The 18378-nt window shown below is 63.9% G+C and carries 14 protein-coding genes; 10 read left to right on the forward strand and 4 right to left on the reverse strand.

Features of this window, described 5'->3' with window-relative positions:
* Positions 1–121: 121 nt before the first annotated feature.
* The gene (locus FOY51_RS12585; protein ID WP_149430585.1) at positions 122–1072 is read left to right on the forward strand and encodes a glutathione S-transferase family protein; all 951 of its coding nucleotides are present in this window, start codon (positions 122–124) and stop codon (positions 1070–1072) included.
* Between the two features lie 16 nt (positions 1073–1088).
* Here FOY51_RS12585 and FOY51_RS12590 read toward each other — a convergent pair whose 3' ends face one another.
* Complete coding sequence (locus FOY51_RS12590; protein ID WP_149430586.1) at positions 1089–1487, reverse strand: VOC family protein; 399 nt, start codon at positions 1485–1487, stop codon at positions 1089–1091.
* Positions 1484–2335 carry a helix-turn-helix domain-containing protein gene (locus FOY51_RS12595; RefSeq protein ID WP_187776294.1) on the reverse strand — a complete coding sequence of 284 codons (852 nt, stop codon included), beginning with the start codon at positions 2333–2335 and terminating at the stop codon, positions 1484–1486. Before FOY51_RS12595 ends, FOY51_RS12590 begins: the two co-directional genes overlap by 4 nt.
* Positions 2336–2463: 128 nt before the next feature.
* On the opposite strand from FOY51_RS12595, the gene FOY51_RS12600 reads away from it, so the two are divergent.
* From FOY51_RS12600 to FOY51_RS12620, 5 genes are all read left to right on the forward strand, one after another.
* A complete protein-coding gene (locus FOY51_RS12600) occupies positions 2464–3186 on the forward strand; it encodes a hypothetical protein (protein ID WP_149430587.1) in 723 nt (240 codons plus the stop codon).
* Between the two features lie 5 nt (positions 3187–3191).
* A complete protein-coding gene (locus FOY51_RS12605) occupies positions 3192–4130 on the forward strand; it encodes an ABC transporter ATP-binding protein (protein ID WP_149430588.1) in 939 nt (312 codons plus the stop codon).
* On the forward strand, positions 4127–4894 hold the full coding sequence (locus FOY51_RS12610; RefSeq protein ID WP_149430589.1) for an ABC transporter permease: 768 nt from the start codon (positions 4127–4129) through the stop codon (positions 4892–4894). The genes FOY51_RS12605 and FOY51_RS12610 overlap by 4 nt, the downstream gene beginning before the upstream one ends.
* Before the next feature lie 45 nt (positions 4895–4939).
* Positions 4940–8737, forward strand: coding sequence for an ABC transporter ATP-binding protein (locus tag FOY51_RS12615; RefSeq protein ID WP_187776295.1), 3798 nt, complete (start codon positions 4940–4942; stop codon positions 8735–8737).
* A gap of 164 nt (positions 8738–8901) precedes the next feature.
* Entirely contained in the window at positions 8902–12624 is a 3723-nt protein-coding gene (locus FOY51_RS12620) for a multifunctional oxoglutarate decarboxylase/oxoglutarate dehydrogenase thiamine pyrophosphate-binding subunit/dihydrolipoyllysine-residue succinyltransferase subunit (RefSeq protein ID WP_235916313.1), read from the forward strand.
* 141 nt (positions 12625–12765) lie between these two features.
* On the opposite strand, the gene FOY51_RS12625 is transcribed toward FOY51_RS12620, so the two are convergent.
* Positions 12766–13377 (reverse strand): TetR/AcrR family transcriptional regulator, encoded by a 612-nt coding sequence (locus FOY51_RS12625; RefSeq protein ID WP_149430591.1) that lies wholly within the window; start codon positions 13375–13377, stop codon positions 12766–12768.
* 69 nt (positions 13378–13446) lie between these two features.
* Between FOY51_RS12625 and FOY51_RS12630 the strand changes: the two genes are divergently transcribed.
* From FOY51_RS12630 to FOY51_RS12640, 3 genes are read left to right on the forward strand one after another with little or no spacing between them, the layout of a single operon-like run.
* Positions 13447–15000 (forward strand): flavin-containing monooxygenase, encoded by a 1554-nt coding sequence (locus FOY51_RS12630; RefSeq protein WP_149430592.1) that lies wholly within the window; start codon positions 13447–13449, stop codon positions 14998–15000.
* The gene (locus tag FOY51_RS12635; protein WP_149430593.1) at positions 14997–15833 is read left to right on the forward strand and encodes an SDR family NAD(P)-dependent oxidoreductase; all 837 of its coding nucleotides are present in this window, start codon (positions 14997–14999) and stop codon (positions 15831–15833) included. The genes FOY51_RS12630 and FOY51_RS12635 overlap by 4 nt, the downstream gene beginning before the upstream one ends.
* A 3-nt stretch (positions 15834–15836) precedes the next feature.
* Complete coding sequence (locus tag FOY51_RS12640; protein ID WP_149430594.1) at positions 15837–16766, forward strand: alpha/beta hydrolase; 930 nt, start codon at positions 15837–15839, stop codon at positions 16764–16766.
* On the opposite strand, the gene FOY51_RS12645 is transcribed toward FOY51_RS12640, so the two are convergent.
* The gene (locus tag FOY51_RS12645; RefSeq protein WP_149430595.1) at positions 16722–17339 is read right to left on the reverse strand and encodes a type 2 periplasmic-binding domain-containing protein; all 618 of its coding nucleotides are present in this window, start codon (positions 17337–17339) and stop codon (positions 16722–16724) included. The two genes, FOY51_RS12640 and FOY51_RS12645, sit on opposite strands and share 45 nt — an antisense overlap.
* A gap of 93 nt (positions 17340–17432) precedes the next feature.
* Here FOY51_RS12645 and FOY51_RS12650 point away from each other — a divergent pair, with 93 nt between their 5' ends.
* Positions 17433–18377 (forward strand): ABC transporter substrate-binding protein, encoded by a 945-nt coding sequence (locus FOY51_RS12650; protein WP_149430596.1) that lies wholly within the window; start codon positions 17433–17435, stop codon positions 18375–18377.
* The last annotated feature ends 1 nt before the right edge of the window (position 18378 follow it).

The raw sequence follows: 18378 nt of genomic DNA on the forward strand, positions 1-18378 counted from the left end.
CCTCCCGAACCGAACGTAGCCCCGACCACCGACACGTTCGCCAAATAGTCCACACGGAATATACGGCGCGGAGGAACCCGAGGCAAGAGCGTGATGGCACGACGAGGATTACGTTGAAGATGTGAGCACCGAGACTGAGTTCAAGCGCGACACGAACTACATCACCGACCGCATCACGAGGGACGGTCGTGACGGATTTCCGGTGGAAACCGACCGATATCGACTGGTCGTCGCCCGTGCCTGCCCTTGGGCCAACAGAGCGATCATCGTTCGACGCCTGCTCGGTCTCGAGGACGCGATTTCGATGGGCGAATGCGGGCCCACCCACGACCAGCGCAGTTGGACCTTCGATCTGGATCCGGGCGGACTCGATCCCGTGTTGCAGATTCCGCGGCTGCAGGACGCCTACTTCGCGCGGGATCCCAACTACCCGCGAGGGATCACGGTGCCGGCGATCGTCGACATATCCACCGGCAAGGTGGTCACCAACAACTACCCGCAGATCACGCTGGACTTCTCCACGGAGTGGAAGGAGTTCCATCGCGAGGGCGCACCCGAGCTGTATCCGGAAGACCTGCGAGCGGAAATCGACGGCGTCGCCGATCTGGTGTTCAAGGACGTCAACAACGGCGTCTATCGAGCCGGATTCGCGACCTCACAGGAGGCATACGAGCGCGCCTACGATCAACTCTTCGCCCGCCTCGACTGGCTGACCGAACGCCTTGCGGGACAGCGATACCTGGTCGGCGAGCACATCACCGAGGCCGACGTTCGGTTGTTCACCACCCTCGCCCGCTTCGACGTGGTCTATCACGGCCACTTCAAATGCAACCGCAGCAAGCTGAGCGAGATGCCGGTGCTCTGGGCATATGCACGCGACCTGTTCCAGACACCCGGCTTCGGCGACACCATCGATTTCGAGCAGATCAAGACGCACTACTACGTGGTGCACACGACCGTGAATCCGACGCAGGTGGTGCCGAAAGGTCCGGATCTCGCGAATTGGCTGGAGCCGCACGGTCGGGAGTCGCTCGGCGGCAGCCCCTTCGGGACCGGGACTCCCCCGGCCTGAACTCTCACCGCCTGACCTACTCGCCGCCGTACGTCCCGAAGCTCCAGTAGACGCCTTCCGGGTCTTTCATGGTGAAACCGCGGGACCCGTAGTCTTCGTCCGTGAGTCCGCGAGTGATGTTGGCGCCCAAGCCGACTGCGCGATCGTGCAGTTCGTCGGGGTTGTCGATGACGACGTAGATGGATCCGGTGCCTGCGACCACATCCTTGATCGCACTGTCCTCGCGCTGCGCCGATCCGAGCATCACGCCACCACCGCCGGGCCACCGCAGTTGAGCGTGGTCGACGATCTCACCTTCGCCGTAGACCACCACCTCCTCGAAGCCCATGGCGACGAGAAATCGAATGGCTGCCCGCGCGTCGTCGTAACGGAGAGTGGGCCAGATGACTGTCTGCACTACTGTCTTTTCGGTCATGCCGACAAGTCTGCGTCGTCGTCGGTGTCGTCCGCTTGGACAAATGTGAACTGTTCGGCTGCACGCCATCTCGACGGCGACATGCCCGCCAACTCGCGCCAATCGCGTGCCATGTGTGCCTGGTCGTAGTAGCCGCACAACGCCGCGATCTCGGCGACACTGGGGATCTCGACCCTGCGCATGATCGAATGCGCCGCGCTGAATCGGGCGATGCGTGCGGAGTCCTTCGGTGTGATGCCGAATTCGCCGGCGAACCGATTGACCAGATGTCGCCTGCTCCACCCGACATCGGCAGCGACATCGGCGACCCGCGCGTTGCCTGCGTCGGCGGTCAACAACTGCCAGGCCCGCTCCAGCGTCGGGTCGAATTTCACCTCGTCCAACGCATCGATCCGCCGGAGGAACACTTCGTCCAGGATCGCGAAGCGCTCGTCCCACGAGTCATGAGCAGCGATGCGTTCGCGCAATTCGCTCGCGTCGGAGCCGATGACGTCTTCCAGGTCGACCATCCATGCACCGATGGCAGCGGTCGGCATGCCGAACAGTGCGCGGGAACCCAACGGCGTCAGGGAGAGTTGGATGCCGTGCTGGTTGCCGTCGTGGACGATGGTGCACGGAGCAGCCGAGATGCCGCTCGCGAGTGTGTCCCAACTGGTTGGGCCCTGTGCAGCGGTGGCGCCCATGTGAATCGGTTCGTCGATGGTGAGAATGACCGTCAGATACGGCGACGGCATACCGATGTGTTCCCCCGGCGAAAAGCCCAGCAAGCGATAACCGCTGTAGTTGCTCACATACGGTCGCAATCTGGGCGCGGGCAGCCGGAATTCTCCTTCTGAGATGCCGGTCATAGTTCCCAGAGTAGGGATTCGAAATGGAACAAACCAGGACAGACGGTCGTTGCCATAGAGTTCTCGCAATGTCGTGAGACGTGCACCGGTCGGACTGCCGACCCTGCACCGACGAAAGGGTGGGATTGATGGCTGATCGACAAGGACGTCTCGAGAAGACCGTGGTCTCACTGCTCGACAACGGTTCGAAGCTGCAGGGACCAGCCGTGGCGAAATACGTGGAGCGCGCACGCAGGGCGCACCCGGACGACAGCCCGGCGCAGATCATCGAGCGGCTCGAAAAGACCTTCCTCAACGCTGTGACCGGCAGTGGCGGTGCCGTCGGCGCGGCCGCCGCAGTACCTGGCGTCGGGACCGTCGCGTCGATCGCGGCTGCAGGTGCCGAGACCGTGTTCTTCCTGGAGGCCTCGGCAGTGCTCACGCTGGCGGTGGCCTCGGTGCACGGAATCGAGCCGAGCGACAACGAGCAGCGCAAAGCTCTCGTGCTCGCCGTCGCGCTCGGTGACAGCGGCCGCGAGATCGTCGAGCGCACCCTCGGTCGCTCGGCCAAGCACTACGGCACCGCGCTGGGCACCCGTGTCACCGGCATGCAGGGAATGAACAACTCGCTGCTCAAGCGATTCATCACGCGCTATGCCGCCAAGCGCGGAGCACTCGCGTTCGGCAAGGTGATTCCCGCAGGCATCGGCGCCGTGATCGGCGGCGTCGGCAACCGAGCGCTGGGCAAGGGCGTCATCAACAACGCCCGTGACGCGTTCGGTCCGCCACCGCCGCGTTGGCCCGCGACCGAGGTGATCATCGACGCCGACCCCTCTCCGACAGCCGAGTCGCTGCCGGCTGTCGAGCGTTAGTACCCGTGGCAGCAGGGGTCTACCTGGAGGTGCACGGACTCACCAAGAAGTTCGGGTCCGTGCCCGCCGTGGACTACGTGAGCTTCGTCGTCCCACCGGGGTCCGTCACCGGATTTCTCGGTCCGAACGGTGCGGGAAAGACGACGACGCTGCGGATGTTGCTGGGTCTCGTCACACCGTCGGCGGGCACGGCGACCATCGGCGGCCGTCCGTTCCGGCAGCTGGACCGTCCGGCGAACGTGGTTGGCGCGGTGCTGGATTCGTTGAGCCTGCACCCCAAACGCACTGCCCTTTCGCATCTGAAGATCTTCGCGTCCGCGATCGGTGAGCCGGACAGTCGTGCGCAGCAGGCCCTGTCGCTGGTCGGGCTCGACGACGTTGCGCGCCGCCGAGCGGACACGTTCTCGCTCGGGATGCGCCAGCGACTCGCTTTGGCGACTGCCCTGCTGGGCAATCCGTCGGTACTGGTACTCGACGAGCCTGCCAACGGACTCGACCCCGAGGGCATCGCCTGGCTCCGCGAGTTCTTGCGCTCGTTCGCGCGAAACGGTGGCACGGTGCTGATTTCGAGTCATATTCTCCGCGAGATCGAACAAACCGTGGACAACGTGGTGATCGTCAGCCGCGGCCGACTCGCCTATCAGGGCAGCATGGCCGACCTGCGGCGTGCCCACCGAGCTCGGGTGCTGGTCGCAGCGGCAGATCCGGCCGGGCTCGCGACAGCGCTTGCCGCACAGGGCATCACCGATGCGCAGGTGCAGTTCGACGGCAGGCTGGCTATCGCGGGCGCCGCCGAAGCCCAGATTGCCTACGTCGCAAGTGCGTCGGGCATAGCGATCTTCGGCATGATCGCCGAGCAGGTGGATCTGGAGCAGGTGTTCCTCTCGATGACGTCGGGACAGTTCGCGGCGCCGCCACCCGGCTATTACGGAGGCAGACCATGACCACCGGGCTGCTGGTCGCGGAGATTCGCAAGGTCACCACGCTGAAGTTCTGGTGGGCGCTACTGATACCCCCGCTGATCGTCGGGCTGTTCGCCAGCGCGATCTACGCCGGAATCGCCGACGAGACAGGCGATCTGGGCGACGACTTCGCCACCGGCATCGCGTCCGTCGGATTGTATTTCGCGTTGGCCTGGGTGGTCCTGTTCGCGGGCGTCTTCGGCGCCATCAATGCAGGGACCGAATACCGGCACAAGACTCTGACGCCCACGTTTCTCACGGCGTCCGGCCGCGACGGCGTGATCGCGGCGAAACTGCTGGTGACGGCCGGATTTGCGCTCGGGTACGGCGTGATCGTCGAACTGGCCAGCTTGATCTGCATGGTCGCGTTCGGCGGCGACCGGCTGGACGTGAACGGCACGCTGTTCCAGGCGTTCACGGTGGGATTGGTTGCGGTGGTGTGCTGGTCGCTGATCGGCGCCGGGCTCGGCCTACTGATGGCCTCCCCGACCGGTGCCGCGCTGATGTTGGTCGCCTGGTACGTGGTCGGTGAACTGACCGTGTCCCTGGTTGCGTCGGGAATGGGACTGAAGGGCTTCGGGTCGATCCTGCCCGGGTCGGCGACAATCGCAACGGTGGCGCTCGGCGAACTCGACGGCGACAGCGGATTTGCCGACTGGCCGCTTGCTCCGATACTCATGCTGGCGTGGACCGTAGCGCTCGCCGGATCGGGCTGGTGGGCGACGCGGCAACGCGACATCACCTGAGTTCACAACGAGCCGTGTCGGCGCCTCGGACTAATCTAGCGATCAATGGTGACCGAAGGTAATCAACTCGGCTGGATCCGCCGGCTCTGGACACAGTGCTGGACCCAGCGGGGTGCCACGATCGGCGCGTTGAGCGCCACCTTCGTCGCGGCGATCATCGAGATCGTCGGCCCGTTGCTGACCAAGTCGGCGATCGACTCCGCGAGCGCAGGTGCGGTTCACCGGATCGCGCCGATCGCGCTCGCACTGATGGCACTCGGCGTTGTGCGATTCGGCTGTCAGTTCGGCAGGCGGATGCTGGCCGGAAAACTGTCGCTGGGCGTCCAACACGATCTGCGGCTGTGTCTGTTGTCGTCGCTGCAACGCCTCGACGGTCGCGGGCAGGACCAGATCCGGACCGGGCAGGTCGTGTCCCGCTCGATCACCGACCTGCAACTGGTGCAGGGCCTGATCGCCATGGTGCCGATGTCGGCAGGCGCGCTGCTGCAGTTCGTGCTCGCCATCGCCGTGATGATCGTGCTGTCGCCCCTGCTGACGATCGTTGCGTTGACGATCGTCCCGGCAGTTGCGTTGGTGGTCTACCTGATTCGGCCCAAGCTGTTCGCGGCCACGTGGTCGGCCCAGCAGCGCGCTGCCGATCTTGCCCAGCACGTCGAAGAGACGGTCACGGGCGTGCGCGTCGTCAAAGGGTTCGGTCAGGAAGGCCGCGCCGTCGACCAGCTCGAGCAGCACGGCAGGACGTTGTTCGCGGAACGGATGCGCGCGGCGAAGATCAACTCACGTTTCGCGCCGAGCATGGCGGCGCTCCCGCAGCTCGGGCTGGTCGGTGTGATCGCCGTCGGCGGCTATCTCGCGTTGCACGGCTCGATCAGCGTCGGCACGTTCCTCGCGTTCGCCACCTACGTGGCGACCATGACCAATACGACGCGGACGTTGTCGTCCGTCGTCATCATGGCGCAACTCTCGCGCGCGGCGGTCGAGCGTGTCTATCAAGTCGTCGACACCGCACCTGGCGTAGTCGACCCACCCACCCCCATTGCGCTGCCGGACGGACCCTTGGGTGTCGAAATCCGCTCTGTCCATTTCAGTTTCGACCAGCACGGTGATTCCGACCGACATCGCGAAGTCCTGCAAGGCCTCGACCTCAGTATCAGGCCCGGCGAAACGGTCGCCGTCGTCGGGCCCGCCGGATCCGGTAAGACCACGATGTCGTTGCTACTCACCCGTTTCTATCTGCCCAGTTCCGGCACCATCTCGCTGACCGGGAACGAGGTCAGCGTCGACGTCGCCGACGCCCGCGCCGACGAGTTACGTGGTGCGATCGGCCTTGTCTTCGACGAGCCGTTCCTGTTCTCCGACACCGTCGCGGCGAACATCGCGCTGGGCCGCCCCGATGCATCGGCGGAGGAGATCGCGCACGCGGCGACGATGGCCGCCGCGGACGGATTCATCGCCGAACTCGCGGACGGTTACGACACCATCGTCGGCGAACGTGGCCTCACGCTCTCCGGTGGGCAGCGCCAGCGAATTGCGCTTGCCAGGGCGCTCCTGTTGGATCCGCGGCTGCTCATTCTCGACGACGCCACCTCTGCTGTCGACGCCGAAACCGAAGCCGCGATCTTCGATGCGCTGCCCATCGACAGCGGTCGCACGACGCTGATCCTTGCGCACCGGCGTTCCACGTTGGCGCTCGCCGATCGCGTCGCAGTGCTCGATCAGGGGCGCGTCGTCGACATCGGGACCGTCGACGAACTCGACGACAGATGCGAGCTGTTCCGAACCTTGCTCACCGGCAGAACGGGAGACGAGACTCCCGCGACGCCGACGTTTGCCGAGGTGACGGACGCACAACTCTGGCCGGTACTCGAGGCCACCGAAACAACCGAGAAGGGAACCGGCGCACCCGAGCACTCCGGCGCACCTGGCGGTCGCGGTGGCGGCGGCCCGATGTCCGGTGCGCTCGGCGGTATGACGGCGACACCGGAATTGCGCGCCGCCGTCGATTCGTTGTCACCCGCGACCGAAGATCCACAACCCGACGCGCGGGACCTGCGCCGACCGGATCCCGACTTCCGACTTGCCCGCCTGCTGCGACCGGTGCGCTGGCTTCTTGCCGCCGTAATCGCCTGCCTCGCTGTGGATTCGGTCATCGGCGTGATCTTCCCGTCGATCGTCCGTTACGCCATCGACTCCGGAGTCGTGCCCGATCACGCGAATGCGCTGTGGGCGGCGACCGCGCTCGGCATCGTGCTGGTCGCCGTCGACTGGACCATCGTCGCCGCGATGACGGTGGTGACGGCGCGCGCCGGCGAACGCGTGCTGTTCGGGCTTCGCGTACGCAGCTACGCGCACCTGCAGCGACTGGGTCTCGACTACTACGAACGCGAGCTGTCCGGTCGCATCATGACGCGCATGACGACGGACGTCGATGCGTTGTCGACGTTCCTGCAGACCGGCCTGTCGACGGCGGTGGTCAGCGTGCTGACGTTGGTGGGCATCTCCGTCGCGTTGCTGGTGACCGACGTGGGTCTCGCGGTGATCGCGCTTGCGGTGATCCCACCGCTGGTCGTCGCGACCCTGGTGTTCCGCAAGATTTCGTCGGTCGCCTACACCGCGTCGCGCGAGCGAATCTCGATAGTCAACGCGGACTTCCAGGAAAACATCGCCGGACTCCGCGCGGCGCAGGCATACCGTCGCGAGGAGTTGGCAGCCGACAAGTTCGCAGACCGCGCGGAGAGCTACCGCCGCAGCCGAATGCGGTCGCAACGCGCGATCTCGATCTATTTTCCGTTCATCGCGTTTCTGTCCGATCTGGCCTTGGCGGCAGTCGTCTACTTCGGTGCGCACGAGGTGGCGAACGGCGGCACGACCGCGGGCACCCTGGTCGCGTTCGTCCTCTATCTCGGATTGCTCTTCGGTCCGATCCAGCAGCTGTCGCAGGTGTTCGACGGATACCAGCAGGCGATGGTGGGGCTGCACCGCATCGGCGATCTGTTGCGCACCGAAAGCTCCATCGAGTCGGTCACCAAGGCCGACGCGATCCCGGTGCCCGCGCATCTGCGTGGCGACGTCGTACTCGACGATGTCGGCTTCCGCTACGTCGGAGCCGAGGTGGATGCACTCAGCGGAGTGGATCTCGACATCCCCGCGGGCAGCACTGTCGCGCTGGTCGGACGAACCGGAGCGGGCAAGTCCACGATCGTGAAACTCCTTGCACGCTTCTACGACCCCACCACCGGGTCGGTGCGCGTGGACGGCAACGATCTGCGGCGATACCGACTGTCGCAATACCGCGGCCGGCTCGGCGTCGTCCCTCAGGAAGCCCATCTGTTCACCGGCGACGTCGCGACCAACATCGCCTATGGCAAACCCGACGCAACTCGCGCCGAGATCGAAGCCGCTGCGCGCGCGGTCGGCGCTCTCGGGGCCATCGCGACCATGCCATCGGGGATGTATCAGCCGATCGGCGAACGCGGCCAAGGACTCTCGGCCGGGCAACGCCAGCTGATAGCGCTGGCTCGCGCCGAGCTGGTGAATCCCGACCTGCTCCTGCTCGACGAGGCAACGGCCACACTCGATCCCGCGACGGAGCAAACGGTGCTCGATGCCGGTCGCGCGGTGACCCGAACGCGAACGTCGGTGATCGTCGCGCACCGCCTCGCGACGGCGGCGCGCGCCGACATCATCGTCGTCGTGGATCACGGCCGAATCGTCGAGATGGGCACTCATCCCGAGCTGGTTTCGGCGCGCGGGCCGTACGCGTTCCTATGGGATGCAGCGCAAGGAGTCGCCGGGAATAAAGTGGACATCGATTCCGTCATTGTCGACGGGGTGGGTACGTAAAGACCGACCTCGTTCAACTCAAAGGAACCTGCGCGTGCCTTCGACGACAGGTCTAGCCTTTGTACTGGACGTGGAGAACGTGATTGAAGAAGGAAACGAGGCGAGGATCTGCCGTGAGCAGCTCAACTTCCCAGTTCGGACAGAACCAATGGCTAGTCGAGGAGATGTACCAGCGGTTCAAGGACGATCCGTCGTCCGTCGATGCGAGCTGGCATGAGTTTCTTACCGACTACAACCCCGATGCACCGGTCGATGGAGGCAACGGAAAATCGGAGGCTGCAGCGCCCGCAAAGCCGGCCGCCCCGGCACCGACTCCCCGGCCGCCGGTGCCCGCCGCACAGGCCAAGTCGGCGCCTGCGCCCGCACCTGTGACGAAGCAGACACCGTCCCCCGCGGCAGCCCCTGCCAAGCCTGCGGCAAGCGCGGAACGCAAGCCGCAGAGCACCCCGGCACCGACGTCGAATGCGGCGAAAGCAGCTCCCAAGCCCGCCGCAGCAGCAGCGCCCGCCACCGACGAGTCGAAGGTGCTGCGCGGTGCATCCGCGGCAGTCGTCAAGAACATGTCGTCGTCGCTCAGCATCCCGACCGCTACCAGCGTGCGCGCCATCCCTGCCAAGCTGATGATCGACAATCGGCTGGTCATCAACAACCACCTCGCTCGCACCCGAGGCGGCAAGATCTCGTTCACGCACCTGCTGGGTTACGCGATCGTGCAGGCGATCAAGTCGTTCCCCAACATGAACCGGCACTTCGCCGAGATCGACGGCAAGCCGAACTCGGTGACGCCCGCGCACACGAATCTCGGTCTGGCGATCGATCTTCCGGGCAAGGACGGCAGTCGCACGCTGGTTGTCGCGGCGATCAAGAACTGCGAAACCATGAGCTTCGGTCAGTTCCACGCGGCGTACGAGGACATCGTTCGACGGGCGCGTGACGGCAAGCTCACCGGTGAGGATTTCCAGGGTGTCACCATCTCGCTGACCAACCCCGGCACCATCGGCACCGTGCACTCGGTGCCGCGGCTGATGCAGGGTCAGGGCGCCATCATCGGCGCTGGTGCGATGGAGTATCCGGCGGAGTTCCAAGGCGCGAGCGACGAGCGCATCGCGGACATGGGCGTCGGCAAGCTGATCACGCTGACCTCCACCTACGATCACCGGATCATCCAGGGCGCCGAGTCCGGTGACTTCCTGCGCACGATCCACAACCTGTTGCTCAGCGACGAGTTGTTCGACGAGATCTTCCACGCGATGAACATCCCGTACGAGCCGATTCGGTGGCGCAAGGACATTCGCGAGCGTGGCGTCGACAAGAGCACGCGCGTCATGGAAATGATTGCGGCATACCGCAATCGCGGTCACCTGATGGCGGACTCCGACCCGCTGCGGTTGGTGCAGGACAAGTTCCGCAGCCACCCTGACCTCGACGTGTACACACACGGCCTGACCCTGTGGGACCTCGACCGCGAGTTCAACGTCGGCGGCTTCCACGGCGAAGAGCGAATGAAGCTGCGCGACGTCCTGTCGATCCTTCGCGATGCGTACTGCCGCCACGTCGGCGTGGAGTACATGCACATCCTCGACCCGGAGCAGCTGGAATGGCTGCGCGACCGGGTCGAGAAGAAGCATGTCAAACCGACTGTGGCACAGCAGAAGTACATCCTGAGCAAGCTCAACGCCGCGGAAGCGTTCGAGACGTTCCTGCAGACCAAGTACGTCGGGCAGAAGCGCTTCTCGCTCGAAGGCGCCGAGACCGTCATCCCGATGATGGACGCGGTGATCGACCAGAGCGCCGAGTACGCGCTCGACGAGGTGATCATCGGCATGCCGCACCGCGGCAGGCTCAACGTGCTCGCGAACATCGTCGGCAAGCCCTACTCCAAGATCTTCACGGAGTTCGAGGGCAACATGAATCCCTCTGCTGCGCACGGCTCGGGTGATGTGAAATACCACCTCGGCGCCAAGGGCACCTACATCCAGATGTTCGGCGACAACGACATCGAGGTGTCGCTGACCGCCAACCCGTCGCACCTGGAAGCAGTGGACCCCGTTCTGGAAGGACTGGTCCGCGCCAAGCAAGATCTGCTGGACAAGGGCGACGGCCCCGAAGGCTTCTCCATCGTGCCACTGATGTTGCACGGCGATGCCGCGTTCGCAGGCCAGGGCGTGGTCGCCGAGACGTTGAACATGTCGGAGCTGCGTGGTTACCGGACCGGCGGCACCATCCACATCGTCGTCAACAACCAGGTCGGTTTCACCACCGCGCCGGAATACTCACGCTCGAGCGAGTACTGCACCGACATCGCGAAGATGATCGGCTCGCCGATCTTCCACGTCAACGGCGACGATCCCGAGGCGTGCGTCTGGGTGGCCCAGCTGGCAGTCGACTTCCGCCAGAAGTTCCACAAGGACGTCGTCATCGACATGATCTGCTACCGGCGTCGCGGCCACAACGAGGGCGACGACCCCTCGATGACGCAGCCGTACATGTACGACGTCATCGACACCAAGCGCAGTGTCCGCAAGAGCTACACCGAATCGTTGATCGGTCGTGGTGACATCTCGCTCAAGGAGGCCGAGGACGCCCTGCGCGACTACCAAGGCCAGCTGGAGCGCGTGTTCAACGAGGTACGCGACCTGGAGAAGTACCACCCGGAGCCGAGCGAGTCGGTCGAGCTGGATCAGAAGATCCCGACCAAACTCGTTACCTCCGTTGACAAGTCGGTGCTGCATCGAATCGGCGACGCGTTCGTCAACGTCCCCGAGGGATTCTCGGTGCACCCTCGTGTGCAGCCGGTTCTCGATCGTCGTCGCGAAATGGCGTACGAGGGCAAGGTCGACTGGGCCTTCGCCGAACTGCTGGCGTTCGGCACCTTGGTCGACGAGGGCAAGTCGGTCCGGCTGTCCGGTCAGGACAGCCGGCGCGGCACGTTCACGCAGCGTCATTCGGTGATCATCGATCGCAAGACCGGCGCCGAGTACACGCCGCTGCACAACATCGGCAGCGACAATCCCGGTTGGTTCGCGGTCCACGATTCGGCACTCAGCGAATTCGCGGTGGTCGGGTTCGAATACGGCTACTCGTTGGGTAACCCGAACGCGTTGGTGCTGTGGGAAGGCCAGTTCGGCGACTTCGTCAACGGTGCCCAGCCGATTATCGACGAGTTCATTTCCTCCGGCGAAGCCAAATGGGGTCAGCTCTCCGATGTGGTGATGTTGCTGCCGCACGGTCATGAGGGCCAGGGTCCGGACCACACCTCCGGTCGTATCGAGCGGTGGTTGCAGTTGTGCGCCGAGGGGTCGATGACGGTGGCACTGCCGTCGACGCCTGCCAACTACTTCCACCTGCTGCGTCGGCACGCCCGCGACGGCATCCGCCGCCCGCTGATCGTGTTCACGCCGAAGTCGATGCTGCGCAACAAGCTTGCGACCAGCAACATCGAAGACTTCACCGAGAGCAAGTTCCACTCGGTGTTCGACGAGCCCACCTACGAGACGGGTGACGGCGACCGCAGCAAGGTCAAGAAGATCCTGCTGGTCAGCGGAAAGCTGTACTACGAGTTGCTGACTCGTAAGCAGAAGGACGGCCGCGACGACGTCGCGATCGTGCGAATCGAGCAGCTGTACCCGATCCCGAAGTACCGGATCAACGAGGCACTCGACGGCTACCCGAACGCCACCGAGATTCGGTGGGTTCAGGAAGAGCCTGCGAACCAGGGTGCGTGGCCGATGTTCGGGCTCAATCTGCCCGAGCTGCTGCCGGAGCGCCTGCGTGGCATCAAGCGCATCTCGCGTCGTGCGATGTCGGCGCCGTCCTCGGGTTCCAGCAAGGTGCACGCGGTTGAGCAGCAGGAGATCATCGACGAGGCCTTCGAGCCGACGTCGTAGCTGAGCGAGACACAAAGCCGCCCGACCACAGATCGTTGTGGTCGGGCGGCTTTTGTGTCGAAGCCCTAAACGCGCATCGATTGTGCATCCGAGCGAGAAACTTGCAGCTCGCATGCACAGTGGACGCGCCAAATCGGAAGTTCAGTCGAGAAGTGCAGCTGCCAAACCGGGACTGAGGGTCAGCGTCGGCAGCGCCTGAACGTTCATGTCGATCAGCTCGTCCCTGGTGATCTGCGGATCCTTCAGCCAGCTGACCGTCGCTTCTTCGATGAACGCGATCCAGCCGCGGACCGCAAGATCGGTCCGTGCGGCGCTGACGTGCGGCGGTATGGGCAGATGCGCGATCGTGCGCCGAGCGATTTCGGCTCTGTTGCTGTCGAAGATCGCGCGCATCTCGGGATCGGTGCTCGCGGGCCCGCGCATGAAGGAGATGTACGACTCGCGATTGTCTTCGACGTACTCGAGGTAGCGGCGCATGGCGTCCCGCAAAATCTCGGCAGGCTCGGTGAGGCTGGGATCCGGAGCGGTGCGCTCGAGCAGCTCGTCGCTCGCATGCTGCACGATCGCCAGATGGAAGTCTCGTTTGGACGCAAAGTAGTGAAAGAGCAGTCCGCGGGAAATTCCGGCCTTCTTCGCGATGTCCTCGACAGAGATCTGCTCCAGTCCACGAAGCGACAACATAGTCATACCCAGCTCGATCAGCTGGTCACGCCGCTCCAGCGGGTTCAGTCGAATGCGCTTCACAATGTCCACGACACCACCATACTGAATAGGAGTCAATAGCTATTGACCATCGCTCAGTAAGCCTCTACAGTCTCTTACATGAGTCGTAAGGTCACAGATAACACGAAAACGTCGCGCACCGCAGCGCGACACGTCGACACCGTCATCATCGGCAGCGGATTCGCTGGTCTGGGCGCAGCCATTCGGCTGACCCAGGACGGTAAGGACGACTTCCTCGTCCTCGAGCGCGGACAGACTGTCGGCGGAACGTGGCGCGACAACACCTACCCAGGTGCCGCCTGCGACGTCCCCTCGCACCTGTACTCGTACTCTTTTGCCCTGAATCCGGAGTGGACGCGATCGTTCTCCACCCAGCCGGAGATTCAGAAATACATCAGCAAGGTCGCCGAGAAGTACGACGTGCTGGACAAGCACATCTTCGGCTGCGACGTCGAAGAGGCGCGTTGGAACGAGACCGACGCACGCTGGGAGATCCAGACGTCGAAGGGCAACTTCACCGCCAAGATCATCGTGTCGGCCGTAGGTGCGCTCTGCGAGCCGTCGCTTCCCGCCATCGACGGCATCGAAAAGTTCGAAGGCGAAATCTTCCACTCTGCTCGCTGGGATCATGAAACCGATCTGACCGGTAAGCGGGTCGCCGTCATCGGCACCGGTGCGTCGGCAATCCAGATCGTTCCCGCGATCGCCCCAAAGGTCGCGCACATGGACGTCTACCAGCGCACCGCACCGTGGCTGCTCCCCCGCTCCGATCGTCCGTACCTGGGTGTGGAGAAGCTGGCCTTCAAGTACCTACCCGGTTTTCAGCAGCTCTCACGTGCCGGCATCTACGCCGCCCGCGAGGTCCAGGTGATCGGCCTCGCCAAGGCACCGGTCTTCATGAAGCCGCTCGAACTGATCGCCAGAGCAAAACTGCAGTACGAGGTCCGCGATCCCGAGTTGCGCGAAAAGGTCACCCCGAACTTCCAGATCGGCTGCAAGCGCATGCTGATCTCGAACAACTACTACCCGGCGTTGAGCCGGGACAACGTCGACGTGGTCACCGACGGCATCACCGAGGTCAGGCAGAACTCGATCGTCACGACCGACGGCACCGAGCGCGAGGTCGACGCCATCATCGTGGCCACCGGTTTCCACGTCACCGACTCGCCCACCTTCGACGGCATCTTCGGCAAGGACGGACGCACCCTCAACGAGACGTGGTCCGAGTCCGGCATGCAGGCCTACAAGGGTGCATCGGTGACCAACTTTCCGAACATGTTCTTCCTCGTCGGACCGAACACGGGTCTCGGCCACACGTCGATGGTCTTCATGATCGAGTCGCAGATCAACTACGTTGCCGATGCCATCGCGACCATCGACAAGAAGGATCTGCGGACGGTCGAGGTGCGCAAGGATTCACTCGACACCTACAACGCGCAACTGCAGAAAGACCTCGCGAGCAGCGTATGGATGAACGGTGGTTGCGCCAGTTGGTATCTCGACGCGCACGGCAACAACACCACGCTGTGGCCAGGCTTCACATTCGAGTTCCGTAGGCTCACGCGCAAGTTCGATGTCGACGCCTACACCACGGAGTCGAACAAGCCAGGCACGACGACAACATCCAACCGCACGAAGGTGGCAGTCCAGTGAGTGAATTTTCCGGTCAGGTAGCAGTCATCACCGGAGCAGGGTCCGGCATCGGCCGCGCGTTGGCCTTGAACCTTGCTCGCCGCGGCGCCAAGCTTGCGCTGTCCGATGTGGACACCGCCGGTCTCGCCGAGACCGTCGCACAAGCGGAAGCGCTTGGCGCCGAAGTGAAGTCCGACCGGCTCGATGTGTCGGAACGCGAAGCGTTCGAGCTCTACGCCACCGCGGTGGTTGCTCACTTCGGCAAGGTGAACCAGCTCTACAACAACGCAGGCATCGCGTATCACGGTGATTTCGAGAAGTCCGAGATCAAGGACTTCGAACGCATCATGGACGTCGATTTCTGGGGCGTCGTCAACGGCACCAAAGCATTTCTTCCGCACCTCATCGCCTCCGGTGACGGGCACCTGATCAACGTGTCCAGCCTGTTCGGGTTGCTGTCGATTCCCGGCCAAAGTGCTTACAACTCGGCCAAGTTCGCCGTTCGCGGATTCACCGAGGCGCTACGCCAGGAGATGCTCATCGCGAAGCACCCGGTCAAGGTCACCTGTGTGCACCCCGGCGGCATCAAAACCGCGATCGCGCGCAACGCGACAGTCGATGCGAGCGGCGACCAGGCATCGTTCGCCGAATTCTTCGACACGAAGCTGGCGCGGACCACTCCCGAAGAAGCAGCCAAGGTCATTGTCGACGGCGTAGCCAAGAGCAGAGCCAGAGTCCTCATCGGCCTCGACGCCATCATGCTCGACGCAATGGTCCGCCTGATCGGTCCACGCTATCAGCGCGTGGTCGCGACAGTCGTCAATCGCGTTCTGCCCCAATTCGACAAGGCGTAGAGCGTGCCGCTTCACGTCGATCGTCGGCTGGCCGTACCGATCACGCACGCGCTGTACCGCACTGTCCTCAACCGCCGGTTGCCCTTTGCGGTACAGCGTCGAGCGCTCGATGTCACGGCGCGAGTGGTCCAACCGATACCCGCAGGCACGGTGACCGAGAAGCTCACCCTGGCCGGTCGACCTGCGGAACGTGTCACGTCCACGAAGTCGATCGACTCGGTGGTGCTGCTCTACCTGCACGGCGGGGGCTACACCACCGGTTCGCTCACCACGCATCGATCGATTGCCGGACATCTCGCTCGCGACGCGGGCGCCACCGTGTACCTGCTGGATTATCGTCTGGCGCCCGAGGCCCCGTTCCCGGCCGCGGTGGACGACGCGGTCGATGCATATCTGGAATTGCTGCGCACCCGTGGTCTTCGGTCGAAACAAGTTGCCATCGGCGGAGATTCGGCGGGCGGCGGTTTGGCGGTAGCAACGGCACGCAGGCTGATCGACCAGCACGGTGTCACCCCGGCAGCGCTCGCCTTGATCGCGCCGTGGGTCGATCCGAACTACGTGTCGAAGCGCAAGCGCGACCTCGTCATCAATACGGCGTGGTCGAAGGCATGCGCTGCTGCGTACCTGGGAACCGCCGATCCACACGACCCCGGATATGCACCGGCGCGGGGCAATCTCGAGGGATTGCCGCCCACCCTCGTGCAGATCGGCACCCGCGAACTGCTCTACGACCAGGTCGTCGATTTCGTCGACAACCTGCGATCGGCCGGTGTGGACGCTACCCGCACGGATTACCCGAACCTGTGGCACGTCGCGCAGCTGCAGGCATCACTGCTGCGTGAGGCTGCGGATGCTGTCGTCGAACTCGGAACGTTCCTGCACGGGGCGCTAGATCCCGCGCTCGTCGAGCCACCCGCCGGCGACGTCGGCTGACTGCCCGCCATCGCGGACCTTACCGGTGAGATCGGTGAGGTCCGCGGTAGTTAGTTCTCCCGCAACGACATTGAGCTTCTTTACCTGATCGTCGGTCAACGAACCCTTGCGAAAAAGCGGAACAACGTTCTGGGCAGGCGCGCCGTCGGTCGCACCGACTTCGGCCATGGAGTAATCCGACACCGAAAGCCCTTCCGGCAGCGCCTTGTTCACGGCGACGAACACATCGTCCGAATCCGTCTGCTTCGCAGCAGGTTCCAAGTACTTCAACAATCCGCCGGTGGTCTCCGGCACCAACGTGATACGCCCCGAATCGAGCGCGGCGAGCGCTTGTGTACGATCCCCCGCGCGCACGACCGGCGGCACGTGCGCGCCCGCCCGGCGAAGCGAACCGGCGTAGATGTCCGCGATCAGCTCACTGTCGATCGACGTCCCGGAACCCACGACCACTTGCCCCTTCTGCAGGTTCGGATTCCCTTCGGCATCGTCGACAGCGCAGGCCGACAACGCAAGGGTGCAGGCCGCCAACGCCAAAACGGCTGCGCTACGCAGACTCGGACGCCAAATCGCCAACGTGACTCTTTCTGTTCTTTTACCGGGGACAGTGTCGGGGCCGGTCGCTAGACTGACTCACCACGCTAACCCGGGACCTTACGGCAGGCCATGATGCGCACCTCTCCCCTCCGGTGGGTAGCCACCGCGGCACTGACATTGTCGGTCGCAGCCACGGCAGCCTGCGGCGGTGACCCGCTCAGCTCGGGCGGTGGTGGCGGCAACGGCGATCCCAACTCGATCATCGTCGGCTCCGCCAACTTCCCGGAATCGGAAATAGTCGCAAACCTCTACTCCGAAGTGCTGCGCGCCAATGGTTTCGACGTCAGCGAGAAATTCAACATCGGTACGCGTGAGGCCTACATCCCGGCACTACGAGACGGATCGATCGACGTCACACCCGACTACACGGGCAACCTGCTGCAGTATCTGGACAAAGAGGCCACTTCCACCGCACCGGATGACGTCGACACCGATCTGAACGCCGCGCTCGGCACCGATCTCGGTATCGCGAAACCCGCACCGGCAGAAGACAAAGACGCTGTGGTGGTGACCAAGGAGACGGCCGATCGCTGGCAGTTGAAGACCATTGCCGACCTCGCGCCGCACTCGTCCGACGTGAAATTCGGTGCACCCGCGGAGTTTCAGGAACGTGCGGTAGGGCTACCCGGGTTGAAGAAGAACTACGGCCTCGACGTGTCGCCGGGCAACTTCGTCCCGATCGCCGACGGCGGTGGACCGGCAACCATCGAAGCATTGGCTTCGGGACAGGTGACGGCAGCTGACATCTTCACAACAACACCGGCGATCAAGGCGCGCAACTTCGTCGTGCTCGAAGATCCCAAGAACAACTTCCCCGCGCAGAACGTGGTGCCGGTGATCCGAGTGGACAAGAAGACGCAGAAATTGGTCAAGGTCCTCAACTCGTTGTCGGCCAAGCTGACGACCCCGGAACTCTTCGCACTCAACGAGGAGGTGTCCGGCGACGCGAAAACGGAGCCGAAGGACGCGGCGAAAGCGTGGATCACCAAGCAAGGTCTCGACAAACCACTCGGATAAG

The sequence above is a fragment of the Antrihabitans cavernicola genome (assembly GCF_008297975.1).
In the GTDB taxonomy this organism is placed as follows: Bacteria; Actinomycetota; Actinomycetes; order Mycobacteriales; family Mycobacteriaceae; genus Antrihabitans; species Antrihabitans cavernicola.